The sequence below is a fragment of the Lacticaseibacillus suihuaensis genome (assembly GCF_054785075.1).
Genome location: NZ_BAAGBJ010000007.1, coordinates 19,027 through 40,991 on the forward strand (window position 1 = coordinate 19,027; position 21,965 = coordinate 40,991).

At 63.3% G+C, this 21,965-nt stretch carries 25 protein-coding genes; 17 read left to right on the top strand and 8 right to left on the bottom strand.

The window, feature by feature from the left end; all coding sequences use genetic code 11:
• Positions 1-211: 211 nt before the first annotated feature.
• The 6 genes from ACYVRZ_RS07480 to ACYVRZ_RS07505 all read left to right on the top strand — a co-directional run bounded on the left by ACYVRZ_RS07480 (position 212) and on the right by ACYVRZ_RS07505 (position 4,450).
• Entirely contained in the window at positions 212-553 is a 342-nt protein-coding gene (locus tag ACYVRZ_RS07480) for an iron chaperone (protein ID WP_461226007.1), read from the top strand.
• A 62-nt stretch (positions 554-615) separates the two neighbouring features.
• Positions 616-1,548: an L-lactate dehydrogenase gene (locus ACYVRZ_RS07485; RefSeq protein WP_461226008.1), complete on the top strand. Its 933-nt coding sequence runs from the start codon at positions 616-618 to the stop codon at positions 1,546-1,548.
• Between the two features lie 47 nt (positions 1,549-1,595).
• A complete protein-coding gene (locus ACYVRZ_RS07490; protein ID WP_461226137.1) occupies positions 1,596-2,168 on the top strand; it encodes a uracil-DNA glycosylase family protein in 573 nt (190 codons plus the stop codon).
• A gap of 84 nt (positions 2,169-2,252) precedes the next feature.
• Positions 2,253-2,834, top strand: a complete 582-nt coding sequence (locus ACYVRZ_RS07495; protein WP_461226009.1) for a TetR/AcrR family transcriptional regulator C-terminal domain-containing protein — start codon at positions 2,253-2,255, stop codon at positions 2,832-2,834.
• Positions 2,835-3,052: 218 nt separating this feature from the next.
• Positions 3,053-3,694 (top strand): NAD(P)H-binding protein, encoded by a 642-nt coding sequence (locus tag ACYVRZ_RS07500; RefSeq protein ID WP_461226010.1) that lies wholly within the window; start codon positions 3,053-3,055, stop codon positions 3,692-3,694.
• A gap of 330 nt (positions 3,695-4,024) precedes the next feature.
• Positions 4,025-4,450, top strand: coding sequence for a hypothetical protein (locus tag ACYVRZ_RS07505; RefSeq protein WP_461226011.1), 426 nt, complete (start codon positions 4,025-4,027; stop codon positions 4,448-4,450).
• 95 nt (positions 4,451-4,545) lie between these two features.
• On the opposite strand, the gene ACYVRZ_RS07510 is transcribed toward ACYVRZ_RS07505, so the two are convergent.
• Positions 4,546-5,700 (bottom strand): cobalamin-independent methionine synthase II family protein, encoded by a 1,155-nt coding sequence (locus ACYVRZ_RS07510; RefSeq protein ID WP_461226012.1) that lies wholly within the window; start codon positions 5,698-5,700, stop codon positions 4,546-4,548.
• A gap of 162 nt (positions 5,701-5,862) precedes the next feature.
• On the opposite strand from ACYVRZ_RS07510, the gene ACYVRZ_RS07515 reads away from it, so the two are divergent.
• Complete coding sequence (locus ACYVRZ_RS07515) at positions 5,863-6,786, top strand: LysR family transcriptional regulator (protein WP_461226013.1); 924 nt, start codon at positions 5,863-5,865, stop codon at positions 6,784-6,786.
• 188 nt (positions 6,787-6,974) lie between these two features.
• On the opposite strand, the gene ACYVRZ_RS07520 is transcribed toward ACYVRZ_RS07515, so the two are convergent.
• Together ACYVRZ_RS07520 and ACYVRZ_RS07525 are read right to left on the bottom strand one after the other, a co-directional pair.
• Complete coding sequence (locus ACYVRZ_RS07520) at positions 6,975-7,922, bottom strand: 2-dehydropantoate 2-reductase (protein WP_461226014.1); 948 nt, start codon at positions 7,920-7,922, stop codon at positions 6,975-6,977.
• 18 nt (positions 7,923-7,940) lie between these two features.
• Positions 7,941-8,999 carry a PTS sugar transporter subunit IIC gene (locus ACYVRZ_RS07525; RefSeq protein ID WP_262315335.1) on the bottom strand — a complete coding sequence of 353 codons (1,059 nt, stop codon included), beginning with the start codon at positions 8,997-8,999 and terminating at the stop codon, positions 7,941-7,943.
• A 227-nt stretch (positions 9,000-9,226) separates the two neighbouring features.
• Here ACYVRZ_RS07525 and ACYVRZ_RS07530 point away from each other — a divergent pair, with 227 nt between their 5' ends.
• Positions 9,227-10,120 carry a LysR family transcriptional regulator gene (locus ACYVRZ_RS07530; protein ID WP_461226015.1) on the top strand — a complete coding sequence of 298 codons (894 nt, stop codon included), beginning with the start codon at positions 9,227-9,229 and terminating at the stop codon, positions 10,118-10,120.
• Positions 10,121-10,183: 63 nt separating this feature from the next.
• On the opposite strand, the gene ACYVRZ_RS07535 is transcribed toward ACYVRZ_RS07530, so the two are convergent.
• Both ACYVRZ_RS07535 and ACYVRZ_RS07540 read right to left on the bottom strand, forming a co-directional pair.
• Positions 10,184-11,434, bottom strand: a complete 1,251-nt coding sequence (locus tag ACYVRZ_RS07535) for an MFS transporter (protein WP_461226016.1) — start codon at positions 11,432-11,434, stop codon at positions 10,184-10,186.
• A 121-nt stretch (positions 11,435-11,555) separates the two neighbouring features.
• Positions 11,556-11,732 carry a hypothetical protein gene (locus tag ACYVRZ_RS07540; RefSeq protein ID WP_461226017.1) on the bottom strand — a complete coding sequence of 59 codons (177 nt, stop codon included), beginning with the start codon at positions 11,730-11,732 and terminating at the stop codon, positions 11,556-11,558.
• 176 nt (positions 11,733-11,908) lie between these two features.
• On the opposite strand from ACYVRZ_RS07540, the gene ACYVRZ_RS07545 reads away from it, so the two are divergent.
• The 5 genes from ACYVRZ_RS07545 to ACYVRZ_RS07565 all read left to right on the top strand — a co-directional run bounded on the left by ACYVRZ_RS07545 (position 11,909) and on the right by ACYVRZ_RS07565 (position 14,249).
• On the top strand, positions 11,909-12,127 hold the full coding sequence (locus ACYVRZ_RS07545; protein WP_276580142.1) for a P8 family protein: 219 nt from the start codon (positions 11,909-11,911) through the stop codon (positions 12,125-12,127).
• 315 nt (positions 12,128-12,442) lie between these two features.
• A complete protein-coding gene (locus tag ACYVRZ_RS07550) occupies positions 12,443-12,748 on the top strand; it encodes a type II toxin-antitoxin system Phd/YefM family antitoxin (RefSeq protein WP_461226018.1) in 306 nt (101 codons plus the stop codon).
• Positions 12,748-13,059: a type II toxin-antitoxin system RelE family toxin gene (locus tag ACYVRZ_RS07555; protein WP_461226019.1), complete on the top strand. Its 312-nt coding sequence runs from the start codon at positions 12,748-12,750 to the stop codon at positions 13,057-13,059. Before ACYVRZ_RS07550 ends, ACYVRZ_RS07555 begins: the two co-directional genes overlap by 1 nt.
• A 144-nt stretch (positions 13,060-13,203) precedes the next feature.
• The gene (locus ACYVRZ_RS07560; protein ID WP_461226020.1) at positions 13,204-13,614 is read left to right on the top strand and encodes a peptide deformylase; all 411 of its coding nucleotides are present in this window, start codon (positions 13,204-13,206) and stop codon (positions 13,612-13,614) included.
• Positions 13,593-14,249: a pentapeptide repeat-containing protein gene (locus ACYVRZ_RS07565; protein ID WP_461226021.1), complete on the top strand. Its 657-nt coding sequence runs from the start codon at positions 13,593-13,595 to the stop codon at positions 14,247-14,249. The genes ACYVRZ_RS07560 and ACYVRZ_RS07565 overlap by 22 nt, the downstream gene beginning before the upstream one ends.
• Before the next feature lie 216 nt (positions 14,250-14,465).
• Here the strand turns inward: ACYVRZ_RS07565 and ACYVRZ_RS07570 are convergent, their stop codons facing one another.
• Both ACYVRZ_RS07570 and ACYVRZ_RS07575 read right to left on the bottom strand, forming a co-directional pair.
• Positions 14,466-15,146 (bottom strand): DUF554 domain-containing protein, encoded by a 681-nt coding sequence (locus tag ACYVRZ_RS07570; RefSeq protein ID WP_461226022.1) that lies wholly within the window; start codon positions 15,144-15,146, stop codon positions 14,466-14,468.
• 380 nt (positions 15,147-15,526) lie between these two features.
• Positions 15,527-15,901, bottom strand: a complete 375-nt coding sequence (locus ACYVRZ_RS07575) for a DUF1093 domain-containing protein (RefSeq protein WP_461226023.1) — start codon at positions 15,899-15,901, stop codon at positions 15,527-15,529.
• Between the two features lie 138 nt (positions 15,902-16,039).
• Here ACYVRZ_RS07575 and ACYVRZ_RS07580 point away from each other — a divergent pair, with 138 nt between their 5' ends.
• From ACYVRZ_RS07580 to ACYVRZ_RS07590, 3 genes are all read left to right on the top strand, one after another.
• The gene (locus ACYVRZ_RS07580) at positions 16,040-17,500 is read left to right on the top strand and encodes a peptide MFS transporter (protein WP_461226024.1); all 1,461 of its coding nucleotides are present in this window, start codon (positions 16,040-16,042) and stop codon (positions 17,498-17,500) included.
• A gap of 417 nt (positions 17,501-17,917) precedes the next feature.
• The gene (locus tag ACYVRZ_RS07585; RefSeq protein WP_461226025.1) at positions 17,918-19,750 is read left to right on the top strand and encodes an ATP-binding cassette domain-containing protein; all 1,833 of its coding nucleotides are present in this window, start codon (positions 17,918-17,920) and stop codon (positions 19,748-19,750) included.
• Positions 19,751-19,763: 13 nt separating this feature from the next.
• Positions 19,764-20,267 carry a GNAT family N-acetyltransferase gene (locus tag ACYVRZ_RS07590; protein WP_461226026.1) on the top strand — a complete coding sequence of 168 codons (504 nt, stop codon included), beginning with the start codon at positions 19,764-19,766 and terminating at the stop codon, positions 20,265-20,267.
• 191 nt (positions 20,268-20,458) lie between these two features.
• Here ACYVRZ_RS07590 and ACYVRZ_RS07595 read toward each other — a convergent pair whose 3' ends face one another.
• Complete coding sequence (locus ACYVRZ_RS07595; RefSeq protein WP_461226027.1) at positions 20,459-20,998, bottom strand: TetR/AcrR family transcriptional regulator; 540 nt, start codon at positions 20,996-20,998, stop codon at positions 20,459-20,461.
• 115 nt (positions 20,999-21,113) lie between these two features.
• Here ACYVRZ_RS07595 and ACYVRZ_RS07600 point away from each other — a divergent pair, with 115 nt between their 5' ends.
• The gene (locus ACYVRZ_RS07600) at positions 21,114-21,914 is read left to right on the top strand and encodes an SDR family oxidoreductase (RefSeq protein WP_461226028.1); all 801 of its coding nucleotides are present in this window, start codon (positions 21,114-21,116) and stop codon (positions 21,912-21,914) included.
• Positions 21,915-21,965: the final 51 nt, after the last annotated feature.

The window sequence follows — 21,965 nt, forward strand, 5'->3', positions numbered from 1 at the left end:
GATGTGCGTGATTGCGCCGCAGCCCCCGGCCTTTTTGCTGCGCAAGGCCGAGCGGTTGCGACGTGGCGGTGCGAAATTACCCGGGCGACCGGGGCAGAATGCGCGGCGGTCGCCGCGCAAGCCGGTGAATTTTTCGGTGCCTTCGCTTGCACTTTTGGGCGAAAGGCGTCATGCTTGAGATGGTTACAAATAATCAGTGGGAGGTGGCACGGTGAGCGTCATCACGGACTACCTGCGCGACCTGCCGGCGGCCCAGCGACCGCAGACGCAGGCGCTGTACGAGCTGCTGCGCCGACTTTTGCCTGCGGCGGTTGAGACCTTCAGCTACGGCATGCCGGCGCTGCGCCAGCCCGGGGGCCCGGTGCTGGTGTACTTCAGCGCCTTCAAGGGCTGGGTCGGCTTCTACCCGACCAGCGCCCCGCTCGCGGCGCTTGCGTCCGAGCTGGCCAGCTTCAGCCACAGCAAGGGCGCGTTGCGGTTGCCTTACGACCGGCCGCTGCCGGAAGCACTGATTGCCAAGCTGGTCGCGGTGCGGCTGGCGGCGTTGAACTGACAAGTTTTGGGGGAACCGGTAAGCATCGACCGGTAAGTGAACCTTGCCACAAGGAGGGTACTATGAAATCTGCGAACATCATCCTGGTCGGCGACGGGGCCATCGGCTCTAGCTACGCCTTCAACTGCCTGACCACCGGCGTCGGCAAGAGCATCGGCATCATCGACGTCAACCGCGAGCGCGTTCAAGGCGACGTCGAGGACCTAGTCGACGCGCTGCCTTACGTCGCCCAGAAAAACATCTACGCCGCCAACTACGAGGACTGCCGCTACGCCGACATCGTGGTGATCACGGCCGGCGTCGCCCAAAAGCCGGGCGAGACGCGCCTGCAGCTTTTGCAAAAAAACGCGGCGATTATCAAGTCCGTGGTGGCCAACATCATGAAGAACGGCTTCGACGGCATCATCTTGGTCGCGTCCAACCCCGTCGACATCCTGACGGAGCTGACCTTGCGCCTGTCCGGCTTGCCGAAAAACCGGGTGCTGGGCTCCGGCACCGCGCTGGACTCCGCGCGGCTGCGCTCTGAAATCGGGCGGCGCTACAACGTCGACGTTCGCGCCGTTCATGGCTACATCATGGGCGAGCACGGCGACTCCGAGTTCCCGGTGTGGGACTTCACCACCATCGGCGGCCAGCCGATCCGCGAGTTCGTCCCGGCCGCTCGCCAGGACGCCGATTTTGAAGCCATCGGCGAGCGGGTCAAAACCGCGGCCTACTCGATCATCCAAAAAAAGGGCGCGACCTTCTACGGCATCGCGGCCAGCCTGACGCGCCTGACCCAGGCGGTCTTGAACGACGACCACGCGGCCTTTGCGATGTCCGTTCACCTGGACGGCGAGTACGGCCTCCACGACGTCTCGATCGGGGTGCCGGTGCTGCTCGGCGCCAACGGCCTGGACCGGATTTTGGAGCTCGACTTGAACCCGGACGACCTGCGCCGGCTGCAGGAATCAGCCCAGATCCTGCAGGACAACCTGCAGCAGGTGCTGGATTGAGCCAAGCAGACCGTAGTCTTTCGACGCGCGACGCGGCGGCTCGGCGCTTGGCGGCGCTTGACGCGGCGATTCAGGCCGACCCGCAAAACCGCGCCTTCACGCTGGCCGGGATGCGGCCGCTTTACCACATCACCCCGGACGCGACGATGCTCTTGATCAGCCAGGCCCCGAGCAACAAGGCCCAGTCCTCGATGGTGTTTTGGAACGACCCCAGCGGGGTGCGACTGCGCCAGTGGATGGGCATCAGCGATGACGAGTTTTACCGCTCGGGGAAGCTGGCGGTGATGCCGTTGGACTTCTACTACCCGGGCAAGGGGGCCCACGGCGACCTGCCGCCGCGCAAGGGGTTTGCCGCCAAGTGGCACCCGCAATTCCTGCCGCTGATGCCCAAGGTCCAGCTGATCCTCCTGGTCGGCGCCTACGCGCAGAAGTTCTACCTGAAAAAACGGGCGGCTAAGAGCCTGACGGCGACGGTGCGGCAGTTCGAAGACTACGCGCCGTACTTCCCGCTGGTTCACCCGTCGCCTTTGAACTACGGCTGGCTGGCCAAGAATCCCTGGTTCGAAACCACGGTGGTGCCGGCCTTGCAGCGGCAGGTACACGCGGCGCTGAAGGCGTGAGGCTGCCGGGTTGTGGCCCGGCGGCGGCGTGAGCAACGGCGGCGCAACCCGGTGACGTTGGCACAGTGAAACACGAGGTGTGGCATGACGGAAGAGACGAAAGAACGCATTGCCCAGGCGACCAAGGCGCTGGTCGGCACGGTCCCCTTTGCGGACATCAACGTGACCAGCATCATGAAGCAGGCCGGGCTGCGGCGCCAGACGTTTTATGATTACTACCGCGACAAGTTCGACGTGCTCGGCCACATCTATCGCACCGAAATCGACGCGGCGGCGGCCTTTTGCGGGCATTACCGGTACTGGCCGCAGACGCTGCACACGATGCTCGCCTACTTTGCGGCCAACGCGCGGTTTTACCGCATCGTGATCGCCATCGACGAGCAAAACGCGCCGGAGGACGTGATTCGCGGCCACCTGAGCGACATGATCCAGGCGATTTTGACCGACCTCAGCCGCACCCACCACCTCACGATTGACCCGGACTACCGGCGCTTTTTGCAGGACATGCTGAGCACGGCCTTCGTGGACGCGCTCAGGCGCTGGCTGACGGCGCCTGAGCCGGTGCCGGTGGCGACGCTTGAGACGCACCTCGGCACCTTCCTGGACGGCAGCTTCGCCGGCCTCTTGGGTCAGGCGGCCGGCCCGGTGATGAAGCAAGAGGCGTGACGACTGCACGAACAGGCGACTTCACCGCGTGAGGCCGCCTGTTTTTTTTGCGCCAAAAGGCCTTCCGGTCGGGCGGCATTGACGTTCGGGTCTAGCGTCGGGGGTTAATCTCACGGGCTCCGCTTAGCGCGGCGCCGGACACCTGCCGGCATCTGTCCGTTTACTTACTAATCCATAGTGGTAAGCTAAACATGTAAGAACGGAAGGGAAGTTATCATATGACTAAAGTTTTGATTCTTGGCGCCAACGGTCAGATTGCGCAGTTGGCGGAGGCTCAGTTGCTCAAGGACACCGATGCGACGCTCACGCTTTTTTTGCGCAAGGCCAAGCGCCTGACCGTGCAGGATGCGGCGCGTGAAACCGTCGTGGAAGGCGATGCGACCGACGCGGCCGCCATCGCCAAGGCGGCGCAAGGCGCCGACATCGTCTACGCCAACCTCGGCAACCGCGGCATCGAGGCCCAGGCCCAGGCCGTGGTCGCCGGGCTCGACCAGGCCGGCGTCAAGCGGCTGATCTGGATCTCGACGCTGGGCATTTACGACGAGGTGCCGGGCGCTTACGGCAAGTGGAACCACCAGATGCTCGACGGCGGCTACCTGGAGACCTACGCCGCGGCGGCCAAGGTGATCGAGGCCAGCGACCTGGCCTACACCATCATTCGCCCGGCCTGGCTGTCCAACAAGGACCTCGTGTCCTACGAGCTGACCGAAAAGGGTGAGGCGTTCAAGGGGACCGAGGTGTCCCGCAAGAGCATCGCGGATCTGATCGTCAAGCTGATCCAGGCGCCGACGCAGCACGTTCGCGCGTCGCTGGGCGTCAACCAGCCGAACACGGACGGGGCCAAGCCATCGTTTTACTAGTACAATTTTTCACAATTGATTTGTAAAAAATACTCCACAAAAGAAACAGACACCGTGTCACATTTGTGGTAGCATTAGTGAGAATATTGTGTACGGGGCATACTAGTTGTGCCGGCGGCCACCGTCAGACGGGGTGTAAGCTGTCAGCACGAACACGATTACCATTGCCTGTACTGAACGCCGTGGGGGCGGTGCAGCACGGGAGTATGACGCACACACTTCAAGGGCGGCTACTGCGGTGGCGGCCTTTTTTGAGTTGCCCGATAAGAAAGCGCTTGCGGCCGGGCTGCGCCGGTGGGACAATGGGCGAAAATTCCCTGGGGGAACGCGATGACTCACCTCAAGTATGGCTTACTACTGTTGCCAATTCTGCTTTTGACGGCCTGCCGCCAGCCGGCCGCCGCACCGAAGGCCGCGACCGCACCGAAGGCCGCGACTGCGCTGCCGGCCGTCAAGGTCACTATCGGCGGTCAGCCGGTGGCAGACGGGGCGACGGCGGCGGCCGGGGACCTGAGCGTCACCGTGACCAAACTCGCCGCCAAGGCCACGGGCAAGCTGACCGTCGATGGCCACCAGGTCGCGGTGCTGGGGGACGGCGCGGCCGCGCCCGGTAGCGCCAAGCTGACTTACGGTGTCAAGCTTGCGCAGCGCGACCGCCCAGCGATGCTGACGGTCGGCCGCCACCGCGTCGGCTTCACCGTCACGGCCCCGGGCCGCCGCACGGCCAGCGGCCACCTGATTTACATCGTGAAATGACGCACCGCACAAACAAGCGGTCAGGCCTTTACGGGCTTGACCGCTTGTTTTGCGCCACGAGTCGGCGTCCCGCGGTTGCGATTGGGTGATCTGGGTCAGGCCTCGCCCCAAAACGCCTTGGCCAGGCGCTGGCCCTGGTCGATTTTGGCCCATTGCTGGGCCGAAGTCAGCTCGTTGCCGCCGTCGCAGCTGGCAAAGCCGCACTGGTGGGAGAGGTAGAGGTGGTCCTTGGGCAGGATCGCGGCGGCCTGGTTCAGCAGGCGCAAGGCGCGGTCTTCGTCATCCAAGGCGCTGGTCTTGGAGCTCAGGACCCCGAGCACGACCTCGACTTCCGGCCGGTTTTGCAAGGCGGCCAAGGCGCTGATGGCACCGGCGCGGTCGTCGTCCCACTCCAGGAAGAAGCGGTCGTAGTGCTGGTCGCCCAGGAACTTCTTGGCGATGGTCGCATAGGAGCCGCCGGCCGCGTGGCGGGAGGCGTAGTTGCCGCGGCAGTTGTGGGTCCAGACCTTGAGGCCAAGCGCGTGGCCGAAGTCGCAGACCGCGTTGTTGATCGCGACGAACTCGTCGGCCAGCGCCTCGATGTTTTCGCCGTTGGCGGCGTAGAAGCCGGACGGGTTGTCGCTTGAGAACAGCTCCCACAGGCAGTCGTCGAACTGGACGATTTCCCCGCCGGCGGCCTTGTACTCGGTCAAAAATTCCTGGTAGGCGTGGATCAGCCCGGCCTTCAGCGCCGCCTTGGTCTCGTAGACCTGCCCCGCGCCGTACAGGTGATCGAAGAAGGTCAGCTCGGTGTAGGCATGCGCGGCCCCCCACACCGTGGTTTTGACCGCGGTGCCACCGGCCTGGGCCTTCAGCGCCTTGAAAACGTCGATGAAGTGGTGGTGCTTGCCGGACAGCGGCGCCGTGATGGCGAGCCCGATGTCCTTTCTGGTCTCGAAGTCACCGCCGTCGTGGTCCTCGAAGCGGTAGCCGTGGTCCACGATTTTGCGCTGGATGCCGCCAAAGCCCCAGAGAAAATCTAGGTGCCACATCGACTTGGAGTACTCGCCGTCGGTCAAGACGTCGAGGCCATGCGCCTTTTCCTTGGCCACGACGTCTCGAATCGCCGCGGTTTCCGTTGCCTGGTAGCCGGGAAAATCAGTGTAAAACGGGTAGGTGATGTCGTCTCGGTGTTCGATCTGGTCCTTGTAGCCGAGCAGCGCGGCCGGCCGCAGCAGCGAGCCGACAATCTGAAAACGGGTTTGAGTCATGAGCGAGTCCTCCATCGCAATGTGTTTAGGCTTATCTTAGCAGGCACCGCAACAAATAGATAATACCCGCTTTGTTCATGCTATAATAGGCAGCGCCTATAACGAGTCGGCATCAACCGCGCGTCAAGCCGGCGAGCGGTTCGGTGCCGCAAGGAGGACACCATGCGCATTCAACAACTCGAGTACCTGGAGGCCATCGCGGCCACCGGTTCCATCAACGAGGCCGCCAAGCGGCTGTTCATCTCCCAGCCGTCCCTCTCGCAGGCGATGAAGGAGCTTGAAAAAGAGTACCAGCTTCAGCTCTTCTACCGCTCGAAGGTCGGCATCACGCTGACCGATGCCGGGCGGGAGTTTCTCAACTACGCCCGGGGGGTCTTGGACCAAGTCGACCTGCTGGACGGCCATTTTCGCCGCGGTAACGGGCGCAAGCAGCACTTCTCCGTTTCGGCGCAGCACTACGCCTTCGTGGTCAACGCCTTCGTCGAGCTGGTCAAGGAAATCGGCGGGGCGGCCTACGACTTCACGCTGCGTGAGACCCAGACCCGCGCCGTTTTGGCCGACATTCAGACCAGCCAGTCCGAGCTTGGCATCGTCTACCTCAACGGCTTCAACGCGCCGGTGATGCGCCGGCTGATTGCCGAAAAGGGGCTGACCTTCACGCCGCTGTTCGTCGCCCAACCGCACGTCTTCGTCGGCCGCGACAATCCGTTGACGGCCAAAAGCCAACTGACCTTGGCCGACCTGGCGCCGTACCCCTACCTGTCCTACGAGCAAGGCGACGCGAGCTCCTTTTACTTCGCCGAGGAGATCCAAAGCACCCTGGCCCATGCCACGCACGTGCGGGTGTCCGACCGCGCCACCATTTTCAACCTGATGGTCGGCCTGAACGGCTACACCATCAGCTCGGGCATCATCTCAAGCGACTTGAACGACGAGAAAATCGTCGCGATTCCCTTGGCCATCGCCGACCCGATCACCCTGGGCTACCTGCGCCGCAAGCAGCTGGCGCTGTCGCCGACCGCCACGCGCTACCTGGCGCTGCTCAAGCGCTACATTCGCCACTACGGCTTCGCAATTCTGGACTGAGGCCGGCAGCCGGGCCAGGTGAAGCCGGCGGCCGACCAGGTGAAACGGGCAGTTGGCCTGGATGGAACCGGCGGCCGACCGGGCCACGCGGTCACGGCCGCAGGCCACGGCCGCCAGTCGCGGTCGCCCCCAGAACGTGCAAACAGGCGCCGCCACCCGTATGGGCAGCGGCGCCTGTTGGGCTGCAGCTACTTGGCCTGCATCTGGTTGAGCTCCTCGCGGCAGTGAATCAGCGCCGTCAGGGTGTTGTTGATCGGGGTGGGAATGCCGAGCTCGGCGCCTTTTTTGGCCACGTAGCCGTTGAGGTAGTCGATTTCGGTCAGGCGGTGTTTGGCCAGGTCCTGGTACATCGAGGCGTAATGGGCCCCGTTTTGGCCCGGGGCGAACTGGCTCATGATCAGGGCCAGGGTCGCGGGTTCGTCGAACGGCACCTTGAGGCCGGCGGCGACCTGCGCGATTTCGTGCAGGGTGGCGGTGATCAGAGCGTCGCGGTGGGAGAAGCGGCCGAACTCGCCGACGTTGCAGCTGATCAGGCTGGTGTAGGTGTTCAAGACGCTGTTGAAGGCGGCCTTCTTCCAGATCGCCTCGATGACGCTCGGCGACACCGTGACGTTGAGGTGAGCCTGGTTCATCACCGCGACCAGCTGGGTCAAAAACGCGTCGTTGGCGGCATCCGGGGCGACGGCCTGCAGGCTGACGGAGCCGGTGCCGGTCAGCGTGACTTCACCCGGGCCGTCGAGCTCGGCCGACCAGACGGTGACGCCGGCGATGATCTGCTTGCGCGGCACGAACCGCTCGATGGTTTCGACGTTGCCGATGCCGTTGGCCAGCACCAAAATCTTGGTGTCCTGGTCGATCACGCCTTGAATGTCTTCGAGCATGCCGGCCATTTGCATGGCCTTGGTGAACAGAATAATCAGGTCAAAATGCTGCGGCTTGAGTGCGGCCGGGGTGAAGGCCGGAAAGGCGACGGTGGCGTCGCCCTCCGGCAGGTGAAACAGCAGCCCGCGCTGCTGAATCTGGGTGACATGGGCGGCCCAGTTGTCGATCAAGGTGACGTCTTGGTCGGCATCTTGGAGCATTTTTCCGAAGCGACTGCCCATTGCGCCGGCGCCAGCGATTGCGATTTTCATCATGTGTTCCTTCTTTCCGTGTTACTTGCTCAGGTCGACCTTCCAGTCGGCCTCGTTGTAAATGTTTGGCAGGAATTTCTTGAACAGGGCCCAGACGATCAGGCAGTAGACCAAGGGCAGGATGTAGTAGGCCAAGGCGACCACGAGGAGCTTCACCAAGGCGCTGCCGCCGACGGTTGCGTAGGCGTGAATCGCGGCGACGGGCTGGCCGAAGCCGGAGAACTGGGCGACGGCGGTGATTTTGAACAGCAAGGCGTTGGTCAAGCCACCGATGGCGCCGACCACGGCGATGGGAATCATCATGCGGGGATGCTTGACGAAGTTGGCCAGCATCATCTTGACGGAGCCGAAGAACATGGCGATCGACAGGCCGATGCCGTTAGTCTTGTAGGTCGCGATGCCGACGAACATGAAGCAGGCGGTGATGGCGACGCTCGGGGTACCGCCGGCCAGGCCGCTGAGCCCGATCGCGTAGCCCAAGGCGATGGTCGAGATCGGGGTGACGATCAACACCGCGAAGGCCGTGCCGAGCAGCAGGCACATCAAGACGGGCTGCAGGTCGGTGAAGGTGTTCAACAGCTTGCCGATCCAGGTCGAAATCATGTGAACGTAAGGGTAGCTCCAGGTGCCAAAGGCCCCCATCAGCGAACCGCCGACGATCGAGTCGACGATCAAGGCGAAGCTGCCGACGCGCTTGCGAATCAAAAACATCACGACGATGGTCAAGGCGATGATGATGATCGTGTTGATCAGATCGCCCATGCCGACCAGGGTGAAGGTCCCGTTCTTGACGGCGATGGCGCCGCTGCCGATCATCGCGGCCAGGCCGACCGAGGCCGACTCAACCATGGTGAGGTTGAAGCGCGTGGCCGCCAGGATCCCGGCCGCAAGCGGCACGGAGAACTGGCAGAGGCTGGTGGCGGTGCTGATGGCGGCCCAAAACGGACTGGTCGAGGCGAGTCCGGAGATGAACGGCGAGACGATGGCGGAAGGGGTGACCCCGACCACGATGGCCATGGCGACGGCCGACAGCAGGCGCTGCCAGAAGTCGCCGGGTTTGTACTGCTTCAACTCATTCATTGATTGTCCTCCTTGAGGTGACAAGTGTGCCGACGCCGCAACCCGCGGCACCGGGCAAATGATGGCGGCGCGGCGGCGTTGATCAGGCGCCGGTCACGCACGAACAAATTCTGTGAATGATTTCACTCAACAAGGCAAAGATACGGCGTTGCTCAATAATTAACAATGACCAAAGCAGAATCAGTATGATAGGATGAAGCTATCAGATGTGGAAGGGGTTGTCACCATTGAGCTTACGAACGCTGGAATCGTTCCTCGCCCTCAGCAAGATTTTGAATTACCGGCAAACCGCGGAGAGCTTGTTCATCTCTGAACCGTCGCTGTCGAACCAAATCCGCCAGCTTGAGGCGGAGTACAACTGTCAGCTAATCGACCGCTCCAAGCGCCAGATCCGGTTGACGCCGGCCGGCGAGCAGCTGGCGCTGTCGGCCACGCGCATTTTTGACGAGGTGCAGCGAACCAACCGGCTGATGTACCGGTTCAACAGCGCCAACAATCAGCGCTTCACCATCGGCGCGTCGGGGGTTCACCTGGTGTTCCCGCTGAGCCAGGAGCTGCAGGCGGCCTACCCCAAGGCGCGGTTCACCTTCGCCGAGACCTTCAACCGCGACATCATCCAGCGCGTGACCGACCGCTCGCTGACGGTCGGCTTCAGCTTCCTGGACACGGTGCCCAAGACGCTTGAGACCAGCGGGGTGTTCATCGATCACCTGGTCGCCGTCACCCGCGTGGGGGATCCGAACTTCAACGGCGTGGCGCAGCTGTCGGCCCTAGAGCTGCTCGCCCATCCGCTGGCGGTGCTGCGCGACGGGTTTTACATCAACAATTCGGTGACCCAGTTCTTCCGCTTCGCCGGCATCGCGCCGAGCTACACCTACACGCTTGAAAGCTACCACGCCTGCATCGACCAGGTGAAGCAGCAAAGCTGCGTGACCATCGTGCCGCGGTCGTTCTTCGACTCGCTGGCCGATTCGACGCTGCGCGGCATTCCGCTGGCCGGCAAGCAGCCGGCGCTGCCGATGGGACTGGTCTACCTCAAGGAGGAATCGGCCAACCCGATCATTCGCTCGCTCAAGCGCATGGCCCGAGACCTCTACGTCACCGGTGGCCGGTCGCACTAAAAAACGCCGCGTCACCGGCGGCTGTTGCCGCAAGGTGGCGAGGCGTTTTGGAAAATCAATCAATCAGGCGTGGCTGTGGCGTCGGGCCGCGGCCACGCGCCACTGGTGAATCAGCGACCGGTGGTACCACAGTACCGGCACCAGCAGGATCAGCGCTAGGAAGCCGCAGGACGGAAAGCCCCACAAGCCGCCGGCCACGTCCATCACGCCGCCGACGTAGAGGCTGCCGATCGGCGTGGTGCCTTGGTTGAGCAGCACGTAGACGCTCATGATGCGACCGCGCAGGTTGTGCGGGATATCGTACTGGAAGCTCGCGTTGCTCTGGTTGAGAAAGGCCATGTTGCAAAAGCCGACGGCGACCATCACGACGACGGCCAGGGCATAGCTGTGAACCAGAATCATCGCCGCCTGCAGGGTGGCGGTCGCCACGGCGACGGCCACGTACAGGTTGCGCTGCAGGCCGTAGCGCGACAGGTAGCTGAGCAGAATCGCGGCGGCCAGGCTGCCGACACCGGTGGCCGACAGCAGGTTGGCGTAGGTCTGGGCTCCGGAATGCAGGACCTCCTTGGCAAAAATGGGGATGATCACGTTGTTGTTGTAGTTGAGGGTGCAGACCACAAGCATCATCTCGGCGGAAAGTCGCACCTCCGCGTGGGTCCAGACGTAGCGCAGCCCGTCCAGCACGTCGCGCCAGATGCGCTGCTTGGACGGCGTCGCCACCGCGTGGGTCTGGTGAATCAAAAACAGCCCGAGCAGCACGGCGAGGTAGGAAATCGCGTCGACCAGGAAGCAGAAGCCGACGGAGAACTGCACCATCAGCACCCCGGCGATCGAGGGACCGGCGATTTTGGCCAAGTTAAAAACGGTCGAGTTCAAAGAAATCCCGTTCATCAGGTCCTTTTGCCCGACCAGCTCGACCACAAAGGACTGGCGCGTCGGCGTGTCGAAGCTTTGAAGCACCCCGTAGCCGATGGCAATCAACAGCACCTGCCAGTAGGCGACGACCTTGAGGTAGACGATCAAGGTCATGATGACGCCCAGCAGCAGGAAGCCGGTCTGGGTGATCATCAGGATGCGGCGCTTGGGGAAGCGGTCGATCAAAGAGCCTGCAATCAGGGTCAACCCCAGGATCGGCACGAACTGGCAGGCCGAAAGAATCCCGACCAAAAGCGCCGAGCCGGTCATCTGATACACCAACCAGGTCTGGGCGGTGCGTTGGATCCACGTGCCCATCACCGACAGCAGCTGGCCGAGCCAGAAGTAGCGGAAGTTGGGGTTGCGCAGGGAGGAGAAGGTGCTGCGAAGGACGTTCAAGCCGGGTCATCTCTTTTTCTGAAATATAACCAGTCTTGTCCTCCCGCTAACAAAAGTCAAGCGGCCGCGGCGATTGGTCGCGCATGCAAAAAAAGCGCGGCCAACCGCCGCGCCGAAGCACTCACACCCGGCGGCGCCGGTCCCGGTGCCATGCCCCATAGCGTTTTGGATTGGGCCGAACCGCCTTGTGTGTGGTGAAGCGTTCGAAGAAGCCGTCGCGGCTCAGGAAGATTGCGACAGTGGTGGCCAGCACCACGGCCAAAAAGCCGGTGGCCACCCACAAAATAGTGTCTGCCATGCTGATGCGCCCCCTTCGCCCCTTATTGTACCGCCGCGGCGGTCGGCGACGCACGTTTGAGCATCGTTGGTTAGCACTCTTAACCATAAAGTGCTAAAAATTTGCGTCACCGCCCGACTTCTGCGTTATAATAAAGGTGTTCGAAAATATAGTAGAAAACAACGGAGGTAGGAATCATGGCAGAAGATGTTGAGAAGACTTTGGTGCTTGATGAGCCGATGAACGCGGTGTTCGACTGGAGTGACAGCGAGCTTCCTGTTCGCGATGCGTTGTGGGATTACTACATGGAACACAACGGCAAGGACACGATCAAGACCGAAGAGACCATGAAGCCACTGCTTGACCAAAGCGATGACGAGATCAAGGCCTTGGCAGAGAAGCTGCTGAAGAAGTAACCAGAGCGCAGCGCGGCGCATTTAGGCGGCCGGCTAGCGTAAGGCGGGCGCTTGGGCCGCACTTTGGCCCGGGTGCTCGCCTTAGCTGGACGGGCCGCCGTTGCCGCGCGGAGCTCGACGAAACCAGAGCGCAGCGCGGCGCATTTAGGCGACCCGCGTGAACCAGGCCGCCCGTGCAGGCGCCCGTTAATTTTACATCACAGATTTTACACAGGCTCGGCCCCAGCGGTCGGGCCTTTTATTCTGGAAAAGGACTTTGAAAAGACTGTTTAAAGTTTTTTAAAAACGTGATAAAATGTTCTTGAGGTGATTCGCGTGAAAATATTGGATGTGCCAACGGTCAGCACGACAGATGTTAAGAAGAGTCCTGCAGAGGTTGCTAAACTTGCCGAAAAGCTCAACACAGGTGTTTACGTCTTGAATCGTGGCAAGGCCATTAGTGTGACGCTGACGCCGGATCAGTATCGTGAGCTGGTTGAGGATCAGGAACTTCTCCTGGATTTGCAGGCGGAGCAGCAGGCACGACTCAACCTAAGTCGTGATAATGGTCATCGGACGCCAATCGAGGCGGTCGTTAAAAATTTACCGAAAGAGATTGATCCCGATGACGGGTGGGAATAATGAAGCCACCGTATCAGATTGTATTTTTTGACGAGGCGCTAGAAGCGTACGAGCATCTCGATGGCAGTCAGCTTGTTTTTGTGAATAAGGCGTTGGTGCGTCTCGCCAATCTGGGCATGGCAGCCGGCCAGCCATTGGTTGGAGATCTTGTAGGGTATCGGAAACTCAAGAACAAACGGCTCGGCCTGAGGGTTGTGTTTGGCGCGGCCGAAAACGGGGTCGTTCAGGTTATCGACATTGTTGCCATCGGCAAGCGAGATGGTAAGCGTGTGTATCGCGATGCGGCCACTCGAATTAATGATCATCGATAGCTAAGGGACCGACACGCGCAGCCTATTCACTGTCATCACAGATTTTACACAGGCTCGGCCCCAGCGGTCGGGCCTTTTATTTGCCGCGACCCGCGAGGCCAGCCGCCGTGGTACAATGGGGCGAACCCGACAGGAGGCACAATCATGATTCGACCGATTAACCGCGACACCCTTTTTCTGCAGCGCAAGGCCCGACCGGCGACGCCGGCCGACCGCGCCGTCATCCAGGACCTCAAGGACACGCTGGCGGCCCACCGCGCCGGGTGCGTGGGGATGGCCGCCAACATGATCGGCGCCGACTGCCGCATGATCATCGCTGCGGTCGGCCCCGGCGCGATGGTGCTGGTCAACCCGCGCATCACCAAGCGAGCCGGCGCCTACCAGACCCAGGAGGGGTGCCTGTCCTTGAGCGGCGAGCGGCCGGCCGAGCGCTACGAGTCAATCACCGTCGCCTACCAAGACGAGCGGTTCCGGCCGCAGACGCAGGCCTTCAGCGGTTTTCTCGCCCAGGTGATTCAACACGAGGTGGCGCATTGCGACGGGGTGCTGATTTGATTGCCGCACCGCGCGTCGATGCGGCGGCGCTGGTTGACCGCCGCTGGGCCGACCTGCTGGCGGCCGAAGACCACCTGCTGACTGAGGTAAAAATGGTTCCGGAAGTCATTCCCAATGGTACCCTTCACCACGCGACGCTGGAAAACAGCGCCGTCGACCACCTCGGCCTGGCCGGCGCCGACCTCCCGCGGTTCGAGGCGACGGACACCGTCTGGACCGGTTGCGATCTGGCCAACGCTGACGTCGGGTCGGCCAGCCTGCTGCGGGTGGCCTTCACCGGCTGCCGGCTGACCGGCACCGTTTTGGCCGGCAGCTACCTGGCCGACGTCACCTTCCGCGACTGCCAGTTGGAGATGGTGAACCTGGCGGAGACGACGCTCAAAAACGTGCGGTTCGAACGCTGCCGCCTGGTCGCCGCGACGCTGGACGCGGCCAAGCTCAAGGCCGTCACCTTCAGCGATTGCGACCTCGATCGCGCCAGCCTCGCCGGCCTGCGCCTGCGTGGTCTGGACCTGCGCGACTGCCGCTTCCAGACCCTGGAAGTCGAACCCAGCCAGCTGCGCGGCGTCATCGTCACGCCGCAGCAGGCGGCCAACCTCGCCGTGCGGGTGCTGGGGCTGGATGTGCGGGAGTAGGGCCGCGACTTGTTGGGCCGGCACCGGGCGGCACCAGTTGCGGCCGGCACCGGTTGCAGCGGCCAATCCCACTGGCGCTGCTTGGCGCCGCGACGCCGCTTCCGCCAGTCGTCCTCGTGAACGCGGCCGGCGACCGTTCCCGCCACGCCAAAGGCCGGCCGATTCATTCCACCACCATGGTGAACGAATCGGCCGGCCTTTTTGCCGTGCATGCGGTTAGATGAAGTGCAGCACGATGAAGAACAGCGGCGGCACCGCCAGCGCCGGCAGGAGGTTCAGCGTCTTGATGTCGGCGAGGTGCAGCAGGTTGATGCCGGACGCGAAGATTAGGATGCCACCGACCACCGACAGCTCGGTGAGCAGCGCCGAGGAAATCGCACCGGCCGCCAAAAGCGTCAGCAGGTAAATCGCGCCTTGCCACAAGAACAGCACCGGCGCCGCCAGCGCGATGCCAAAGCCAAAGGTCGAGGCCAGCACCACCGCGGTGATCAAGTCGAGCGTCCCGTTGGTGAACAAGAAGGTGTAGTCCTGATTCAGTGCGGCCTGCATCGGCCCGACAATCGACAGGGTGCCGATACAAAACAGCAGGATGGCGGTGGAGAGTCCCTGGGCCAGCGCCGATTGGCCACCGGCCTTGGCCATCAGGCGGTTGAAGCGGGTGTCTAGATCCAGCGCCTGGCCGACGACGGCGCCGATCGCCATGCTGGCCAAGAACAGCACGGGGTACTTGCTTTTGGGCATCGCCTGCACGGTGGCGTTGGCGCCGAGCAGCATCACGGCCAGCCCCATCGCCTGCATCAGGCTGGCCTGGAATCTATCGCCGATGCCTTTTTTGAACAGGGCCCCCAAGGCGCTGCCGACCAGAATCATCCCGGTGTTAAAAATCGTTCCCCACATGTCGTCGTCCTCCCGGTTGTGCGTTAACGGTTAGTATACGCCTGTGAACCCGGAATTTCGGCACCGGTCGCCAAAATTGCCACAAAAAAAGTCCAACACCGTCTGTTGGACTTTCGGGTCAACTCATTTCCAGGCCTTCCTGGACGCTGACGACCAAGACCAATCGGGGATTGGTTAGGGGGGTGGTCGGCAGTGGGATGTTATGCAATGACGTGGTCATTTTAACGCAGAACGGTGGACAAGTAAAGGGTTCCTGAGCAAGCCACAAGTTGTACCCACCAATGAACGACGTGCCTACCAACCGTGATCGCCAGGCATAGACCACTGCGGTTGCCCGGCAGTCAAAAAAGCGGCGCCGCACGAGGCAGCACCGCTTGGGGTTACTTGAGGGCGTCCAGCGCCTTTTGCGGAATCGCGGATTCGTCGACGTAAGACGGGCCCTTGATCACGCGCTTGTCGGAGATCTCGGCCTTGAGGTACTTGCCCTCGGCGTAAGGTTGCGGGTTTTTGCTGGAGAGTTCGAAGTTGACGGTTTTGGTCGTGCCGTCCTTCAGCGCCCAGGTGAAGCTGTAATCGTAGGAGTAGTAGCCGGCGATGACCTTGCCGGAGTCGTCGGTGGTCTTGTGCCGCGCCGGGGTGGTGGTCACCTTGGTGTAGCCGGTTGCGCCGGCGTAGGTGCTGGCGTAGTACTTGTAGCCGAACCAGCCGCCGGCAAAAACAATAACGATGCCGATGACGGCGAGAATTTTTTTCATAAGTGAGACGCTCCCATCTGTGTTTGTCTGAGTCCATCTTACCAGACCTGGCGCCGGCGTCACTAGCAAACCGGTGACAGTCGCCTTCCACTTTTGTCACCTGGGTGTAAAATGGCCAAGATGCAAGGAGGCATGATGGTGGCAAAAACAGCGCGAGGCGGTCAACCGCCGGCTTTTTATTCCTTGGCGGCGACGTCTTTGGGCACCGGCTTCGCCACGTACGGCGTGTCGGCGATTCTGATTCTGTACCTCTACGCGGCGCCGAGTGCGGGGCTTGGGTTCGACCGGGTGGCCGCGACGCAGATTCTAGCGGTGTTCGCCACGGTGGGGTTCATCGCCGGCACCGCCGGCAGCTTTGCGGCCGACCGGCTGGTGGGGATGCGCAAGCTGGTGTTGGCTGGCAACTTAATCAAGGCGGCCGGGGTGACGCTTTTGGCGGTGCCCGGCGGCGGGGCGGCCCTGCTGTGGGGCAGCCTGGCGTTGCAGGTCTGCGGCTCTGCGGTCTGTGGCCAAAGCCTCAACGCGCTGGCCGGGGCCTTGTACGACCGCGACAGCCCCCAACGCGCCGCGGCCTTTTCGCTGCTGTACATCACCGCCAACATCGGGGCGGCGGCGCCTTTGCTCACCGGCGTCGTAGCCCAGCGCTTCGGCTACCACGCGGGATTTGCCGTTGCGGCCGCGGCGCTTTTGCTCAGCCTGATGCCGTATTGGTGGGGGCAGCGGCGGTGGTTCGGCAGCATCGGGCTAACACCGGTCGATCCGCTGCCACCGGTCGCCCGGCGGCGGCTCCTGGCCGGGGCGGCGGCCGTGCTGATCGCGGTCGGGTTGCTCGCGGCGGTGGCGGCAAGCAACCGCTGGCTGAGCGTGGCCGGCGTCACCACGGTGATCGGCTGGCTCAGCCTGGCGCTGCCAATCGGTTACGCCGTCGTGATGGTGAACTCGGCCAAAACCAGCGCGAGCGAGGCCCGGCGGGTGCGGTACTTCGTCGTGTTCATGATCGGCAACGCCATCAGCATCGCCGTTTACGGGCAGGCGACCGGCATCCTGGCGCTTTACGCGGCGGATTCCGTGCGGCTGACCTACTTTGGGCTACACCTGACGCCGGCCGGCTTCCAGACCGTGCCGGCGGTGTTTGCGATCCTGTTCGGCGCCGCGGCGAGTGTCGCCTGGACGCGGCTGGGGCGTCGGCAGCCGAGCGACACCGTGAAGTTTGGCCTGGGGATGGTGCTGTGGGGCCTCGGGCCGCTGTTCATGGCGGTGCCACTGGCGCTTTTTCCTTCCGGGGTGCGGGTGTCGCCGCTGTGGCTGGTCGGCTTCTACGCGCTGATCACGCTGGGCGAGGCGCTGACCTCGCCGATCGGCACGGCCATGGCGACGCGCATCGCGCCTTTGGCCTTCACCACCCAGCTGGTGACCGTCTATGCGCTGTCGCAGGCCGGTGGCAACGGGCTGGCCGCGCTGTTGGTCACGCTGTACCGGCCGGGCCACGAGGCGGCCTACTTCGCGGTGCTCGGCTCGGTCACCATGGTGTTCGGGCTGGGGATGCTGGCCTGGCGCCGGCGGCTCTCGGCTGGGGTGACCAGCGGGTTGACGCGGTAGTCGGGTCGGCAGGCGGCTTGCGGCGGCGGTCGGCAGGCGAATGACCACCGGCCGCCGCTCGCGGCACGGTCACGACGGTCCTACTCGGCACATTCGGTGAATCGTCTCATTGCGACAGCGCTTGCGTTTTAATTAATCACATGGTAATCTAATGGAAACATGAGAAGGAGGGGCCGGGATGAATTTGATCAATCGGCGACTGCAAAAGCAGTCGAATTAGGTACGCGAGACCTAATGGCACACGTTCGGTACGTCTGCGGCGCAATTGCGTCGCGCAGGCGTCATGGTTTCGTGCGCGCCGATGAGATCAGTTCATCCTTGCCCCCGACGGTGGAGTCCGCGGTGCGGGCTCCTTTTTGATGGCCGCAGTTTCGTGCGGTCGCGGCATCTGATCTCCGGGCGCACCCTGGAGGAAAAATGTTCAAACATGTTCTGACGCGAAAGGGCGAATTCACTCGCGTCATCGTTTTGCAGGCCGTCAACAACGCCTTTCTGGTCTGCTGGTCGTTTTTGTTTCAGCTCATCGTCGACACCGCGATGGGCAAGACCCAGTGGCGGTTCGTGCCGCTGACCATTTTCATCATGGGCTACGTCTTGGTGATGGACATCGTCTTCACCGCCGACCACTACCAGACCAACCTGCTGAAGTTCCGCACCACCGCCAGCTTGCGCGAGGCGGTGGTCGCCCAGACCGCGCGGCTGTCCCCGGCGGCGTTCGGCGAGCTCGGCGTCGGCGGCATCATCGCCAAGCTGACCAAGCAGCTAGACAAGGTCGAGACCGACTACTACGGCAGCCTGCTCGGCATGTCGCGCCTGCTGTTCCAGTTCCTGTTCGCCGTCGCCGGCACCCTGGTGATCAACCCGCTGGTGACGCTGGTCGCGCTGGGCCTGGCGCTGCCGTCTCTGGCGTTGCCCTACCTGACGAAAAAGGCGATCACCAACGCCTCGGCCAAGCAGGTGGCGGAGATCGAGCGCTACACCACGCGCATCACGGATCTTTTGGGCGGCTTCACCACCCTGAAGTTCGCGCTGGCGCCGGCCGCGTTGATCGGCCAGCACCGGCTGGCGAACCGCAAGATGCTCGCCGCGCAAAAGGACAACGAGCGCATCAACCAGATCACGTCCGGCCTCGCGATTTTCCTGAACGACGTGACCACCCTGATGATCTGGGTCGTCGGCGCCGTCCTGGTGCAGCGCGGCGAGATGGGCATGGGCCAGCTGGTCGCCTTCGCCAACCTGACCGGCTTCATGGCGTGGCCCCTGACCGAGCTGACCCAGACGATTCCGACCATCATCGGCGGCGGCAAGGCGGCCGCGGTGATCGGCGAGTTCCTGGACCGGCCGACGCAGGCGGACGACGCGCCGGCGCTGATTGGCGGGACGGTCGGCGACCCGATGAACGTGACCGCGGGGTCGGTGGCCTCGGCCGCAGACGGTGAGACGAGCGGCGACAGGGTTGCTGGGACGACGACTGTTCCGGTCAGCGACGGCTTACCGGCCGCCGCCGCACCGGTGGCGGCGCCAACGACCGCGGCCACCGCGTCGCGCGTCACGGCTCGGGCCAGCGGCCTTGGCCTGACCATCGGCGACCGCCGCGTGTTGCAAGGCGTCGACCTGGTGCTGGATCAAGGCAAGAAGTACCTGCTGGTCGGTGCCAGCGGTAGCGGCAAATCGACTTTGGTGCGGCTGCTGCTGGGTGAACTGGCACCAACGGCTGGCGAGTTGACGCTGATGGGTGCGGCCCCGGCGAGCCTGCCGCGAACGGTGGTGTACTCGCGCATCGGGCTTTTGGCGCAAAAGGGTTACGTGTTCGCCGCGACCGTGCGGGAGAACATGACGCTGTTCACCGAAGGCTACGCCGACGCCGCGATTGTCGCCGCCTTGACCCGGGCGGGGCTTGGCCCGTGGCTGGCCGACCACGGCCTGGACACCTTGGTGTCCGAGGCCGGCGCCGAGCTGTCCGGCGGGGAAAAGCAGCGCTTGGCGCTGGCCCGGCTGTTTTTGCGCGGCTACCCATTCTACGTCTTCGACGAGCTGACCACCGGGCTTGACCCGCACATCGCCGACCGCCTGCAGAAAGACATCTGCGCGATGCCGCAGGGCTTCTTGATGATCACCCACACCTACAACCGCGACGCCTTTGCGGCCGTCGACGAGATTTTGGTGATGCGGGCGGGACGTCTGGCAGCCCGCGGCCGGGTCGAGACCCCGGCGGTTCAGGCGGCGCTGCGCGAGCTGGCGATGATCTGAGGAGATGGTGACCATGAATGACTTAACTTACCGGCCGGTCGAACCGACCGACTACCCGCTGATGGCCGCCTGGTACCGGAATCCGCGCGTGATGGCGCCGGTCGGCTTTCCGACGGGCTTGACCAAGACCGTGGATCAGATTACCAGCACCGTGGCGCGGCATCTGGCCAAGCCCGGTGCCGGATGGGAGACCATTGTGTCCGGTGGACGCCCGATTGGTGAGTTCCTGTACGCACTTGAGGCACCGGGCGTGATGACGTTTGACATCACAATCGGCGAGTTCGACTGTCAGCAGTTGGGCCTGGGCACCCGCGTGCTGCGCGAGCACCTGCCGGCTGTGGCACACAAGCTGGGCGCCACGCGCGTCGCCATTGAAGTCGATGCGCATAACGCGGTGGCCCTGCACGTCTACGCCAAGGTGGGCTTTGTCAAAAGCAATCTGCCGGTCGCGCCGTGGCGCGATCCGGCGGGGCAGCTGCACACGGCGGTTGGCCTGGTCCTGGCGGTGACGCGATGAGCAGGTGGCCGATTCTGAGTGCGAGCCAAACGGCGTGGCCAGTGACTGATTGTCCGCTTTAACGGCTGAAACCGCGGCCGGTCGGGGATGGCATGCATTCCCCGAAGGAATCAAATGGCGACACCCGACTGATTGGGCTCATCGGCAACCGCACAGCGGCCGGCCGGTGAGCCCTTTTGGTGTCGGCGCGGTTAGGTGAAAGCCGGCCGGACCACGGCCCAGGTCAGCTCGAAGTTTTGTTGAAAGTCGGCGTCCCACCGCGCGGCGTATTCAGGCGCCGAGAAAAACATGAAGCTGTACAATACGCCGGTGGTGAAGGCGGCGTCCTTGCCCGTCGCGGCCATGAAGCTTCGGCCTAGCGCTTGCGCGTGTTGGGTGTAGGCCGCGGTGTCGGCGGCGATGTAGGCGGTGTAGACCGCAAACATGGCGGGGTCGCGCAGCCGGGCCTGGCGCTTGGCGTCGGCCAGCGTCCAGAGCCAATCGTGTGCGATGGTCGCGTCGTCGGCTGCGACCGTGGCCCGGTACGGGAACAGGGCCGCAAGCTCGCGGTTCAGCCAGCGAAGGGCCAGCGCGGTCCACAGGGCCTGCTTGCTCGCGAAGTGCTTGTACAACGCCGCGTGGCTGACGCCCAAGGCGGCGCCGACGTCTTGCAGCGTCACCTTCAGGCCGCCGGTTTGTCGCACCAGCTCGGCCGCGGTTTGGAGAATTGCATCATCGGTAAGTTTTGTCATGGGGACATTTTACCACGAGTTACAAAAATAAAATATTGTAACTTTAATCAAGTTGCTGTACCCTACTGGGGAGCAGGCGCTTGGACCTGCAATTCCAGATAAAGGATCCACAATCATGAAACTCACCCACAACACCATTCTCATCACCGGCGGCACCTCGGGACTCGGTCTGCGTCTCGCCCAGGCCCTGCTGCGCCGCGGCAATGTGGTCATTGTGACCTCGCGTCGCCAGGCCGTCATTGACCAGGCGGTGGCCGCCAACCCGGGGCTGGTCGGCTACCCGGTCGATGTGGCCGACCGGCAAAGCGTTCAGGCGCTGGCGGCCACGGTGCGAAGCCAGCACCCAGCCCTGAATATGGTAATCAACTCGGCCGGTATCATGCGCGGCGTGAACTTTTTCGCCCCGCAAACGCCGCTGACCGCCGAGATTGAGACCAATCTGATTGGCACCGCCAACGTCGACTGGGCCTTCCTCCCGCAGCTGGTCGCAGCCCCCGAGGCGGCGCTGGTCAACGTCAGCTCGGGTCTGGGCTACCTGCCCAGCACCGCCCATCCGCTGTATGCCGCCAGCAAGGCCGGGGTAAACGCCTTGACGACCGCGCTGCGCAACCAGGCCGCGTATTGGGGCTACCGCCACTTGCACGTCATTCGGGTCGCGCCGCCCTTGGTCGCGGCCACGAACCTGGAGCCGACGATGCATGCCAACGGCGAGCGCAACCCGCTCAACATGGACATCGACGCGTTCGTCGCGGCGGTGCTCAAGGGCATCGGGCAAAATCGCGCCGTGATCAACCCCGGGGCCAGCCGCCTGCTGGCCGCCGCGGGTCGCCTGGCGCCGCGCTGGCTGGTGGCCCGGCTGATGCGCCGCACGATGCAGACCGAGTTTCCAAAGAACGCCGGTGAGGCCAAGGTGTGACGCCTTGCCGGCAGTGGTCCGACGATGATTCGGGGACGGGAGTCGGACTTG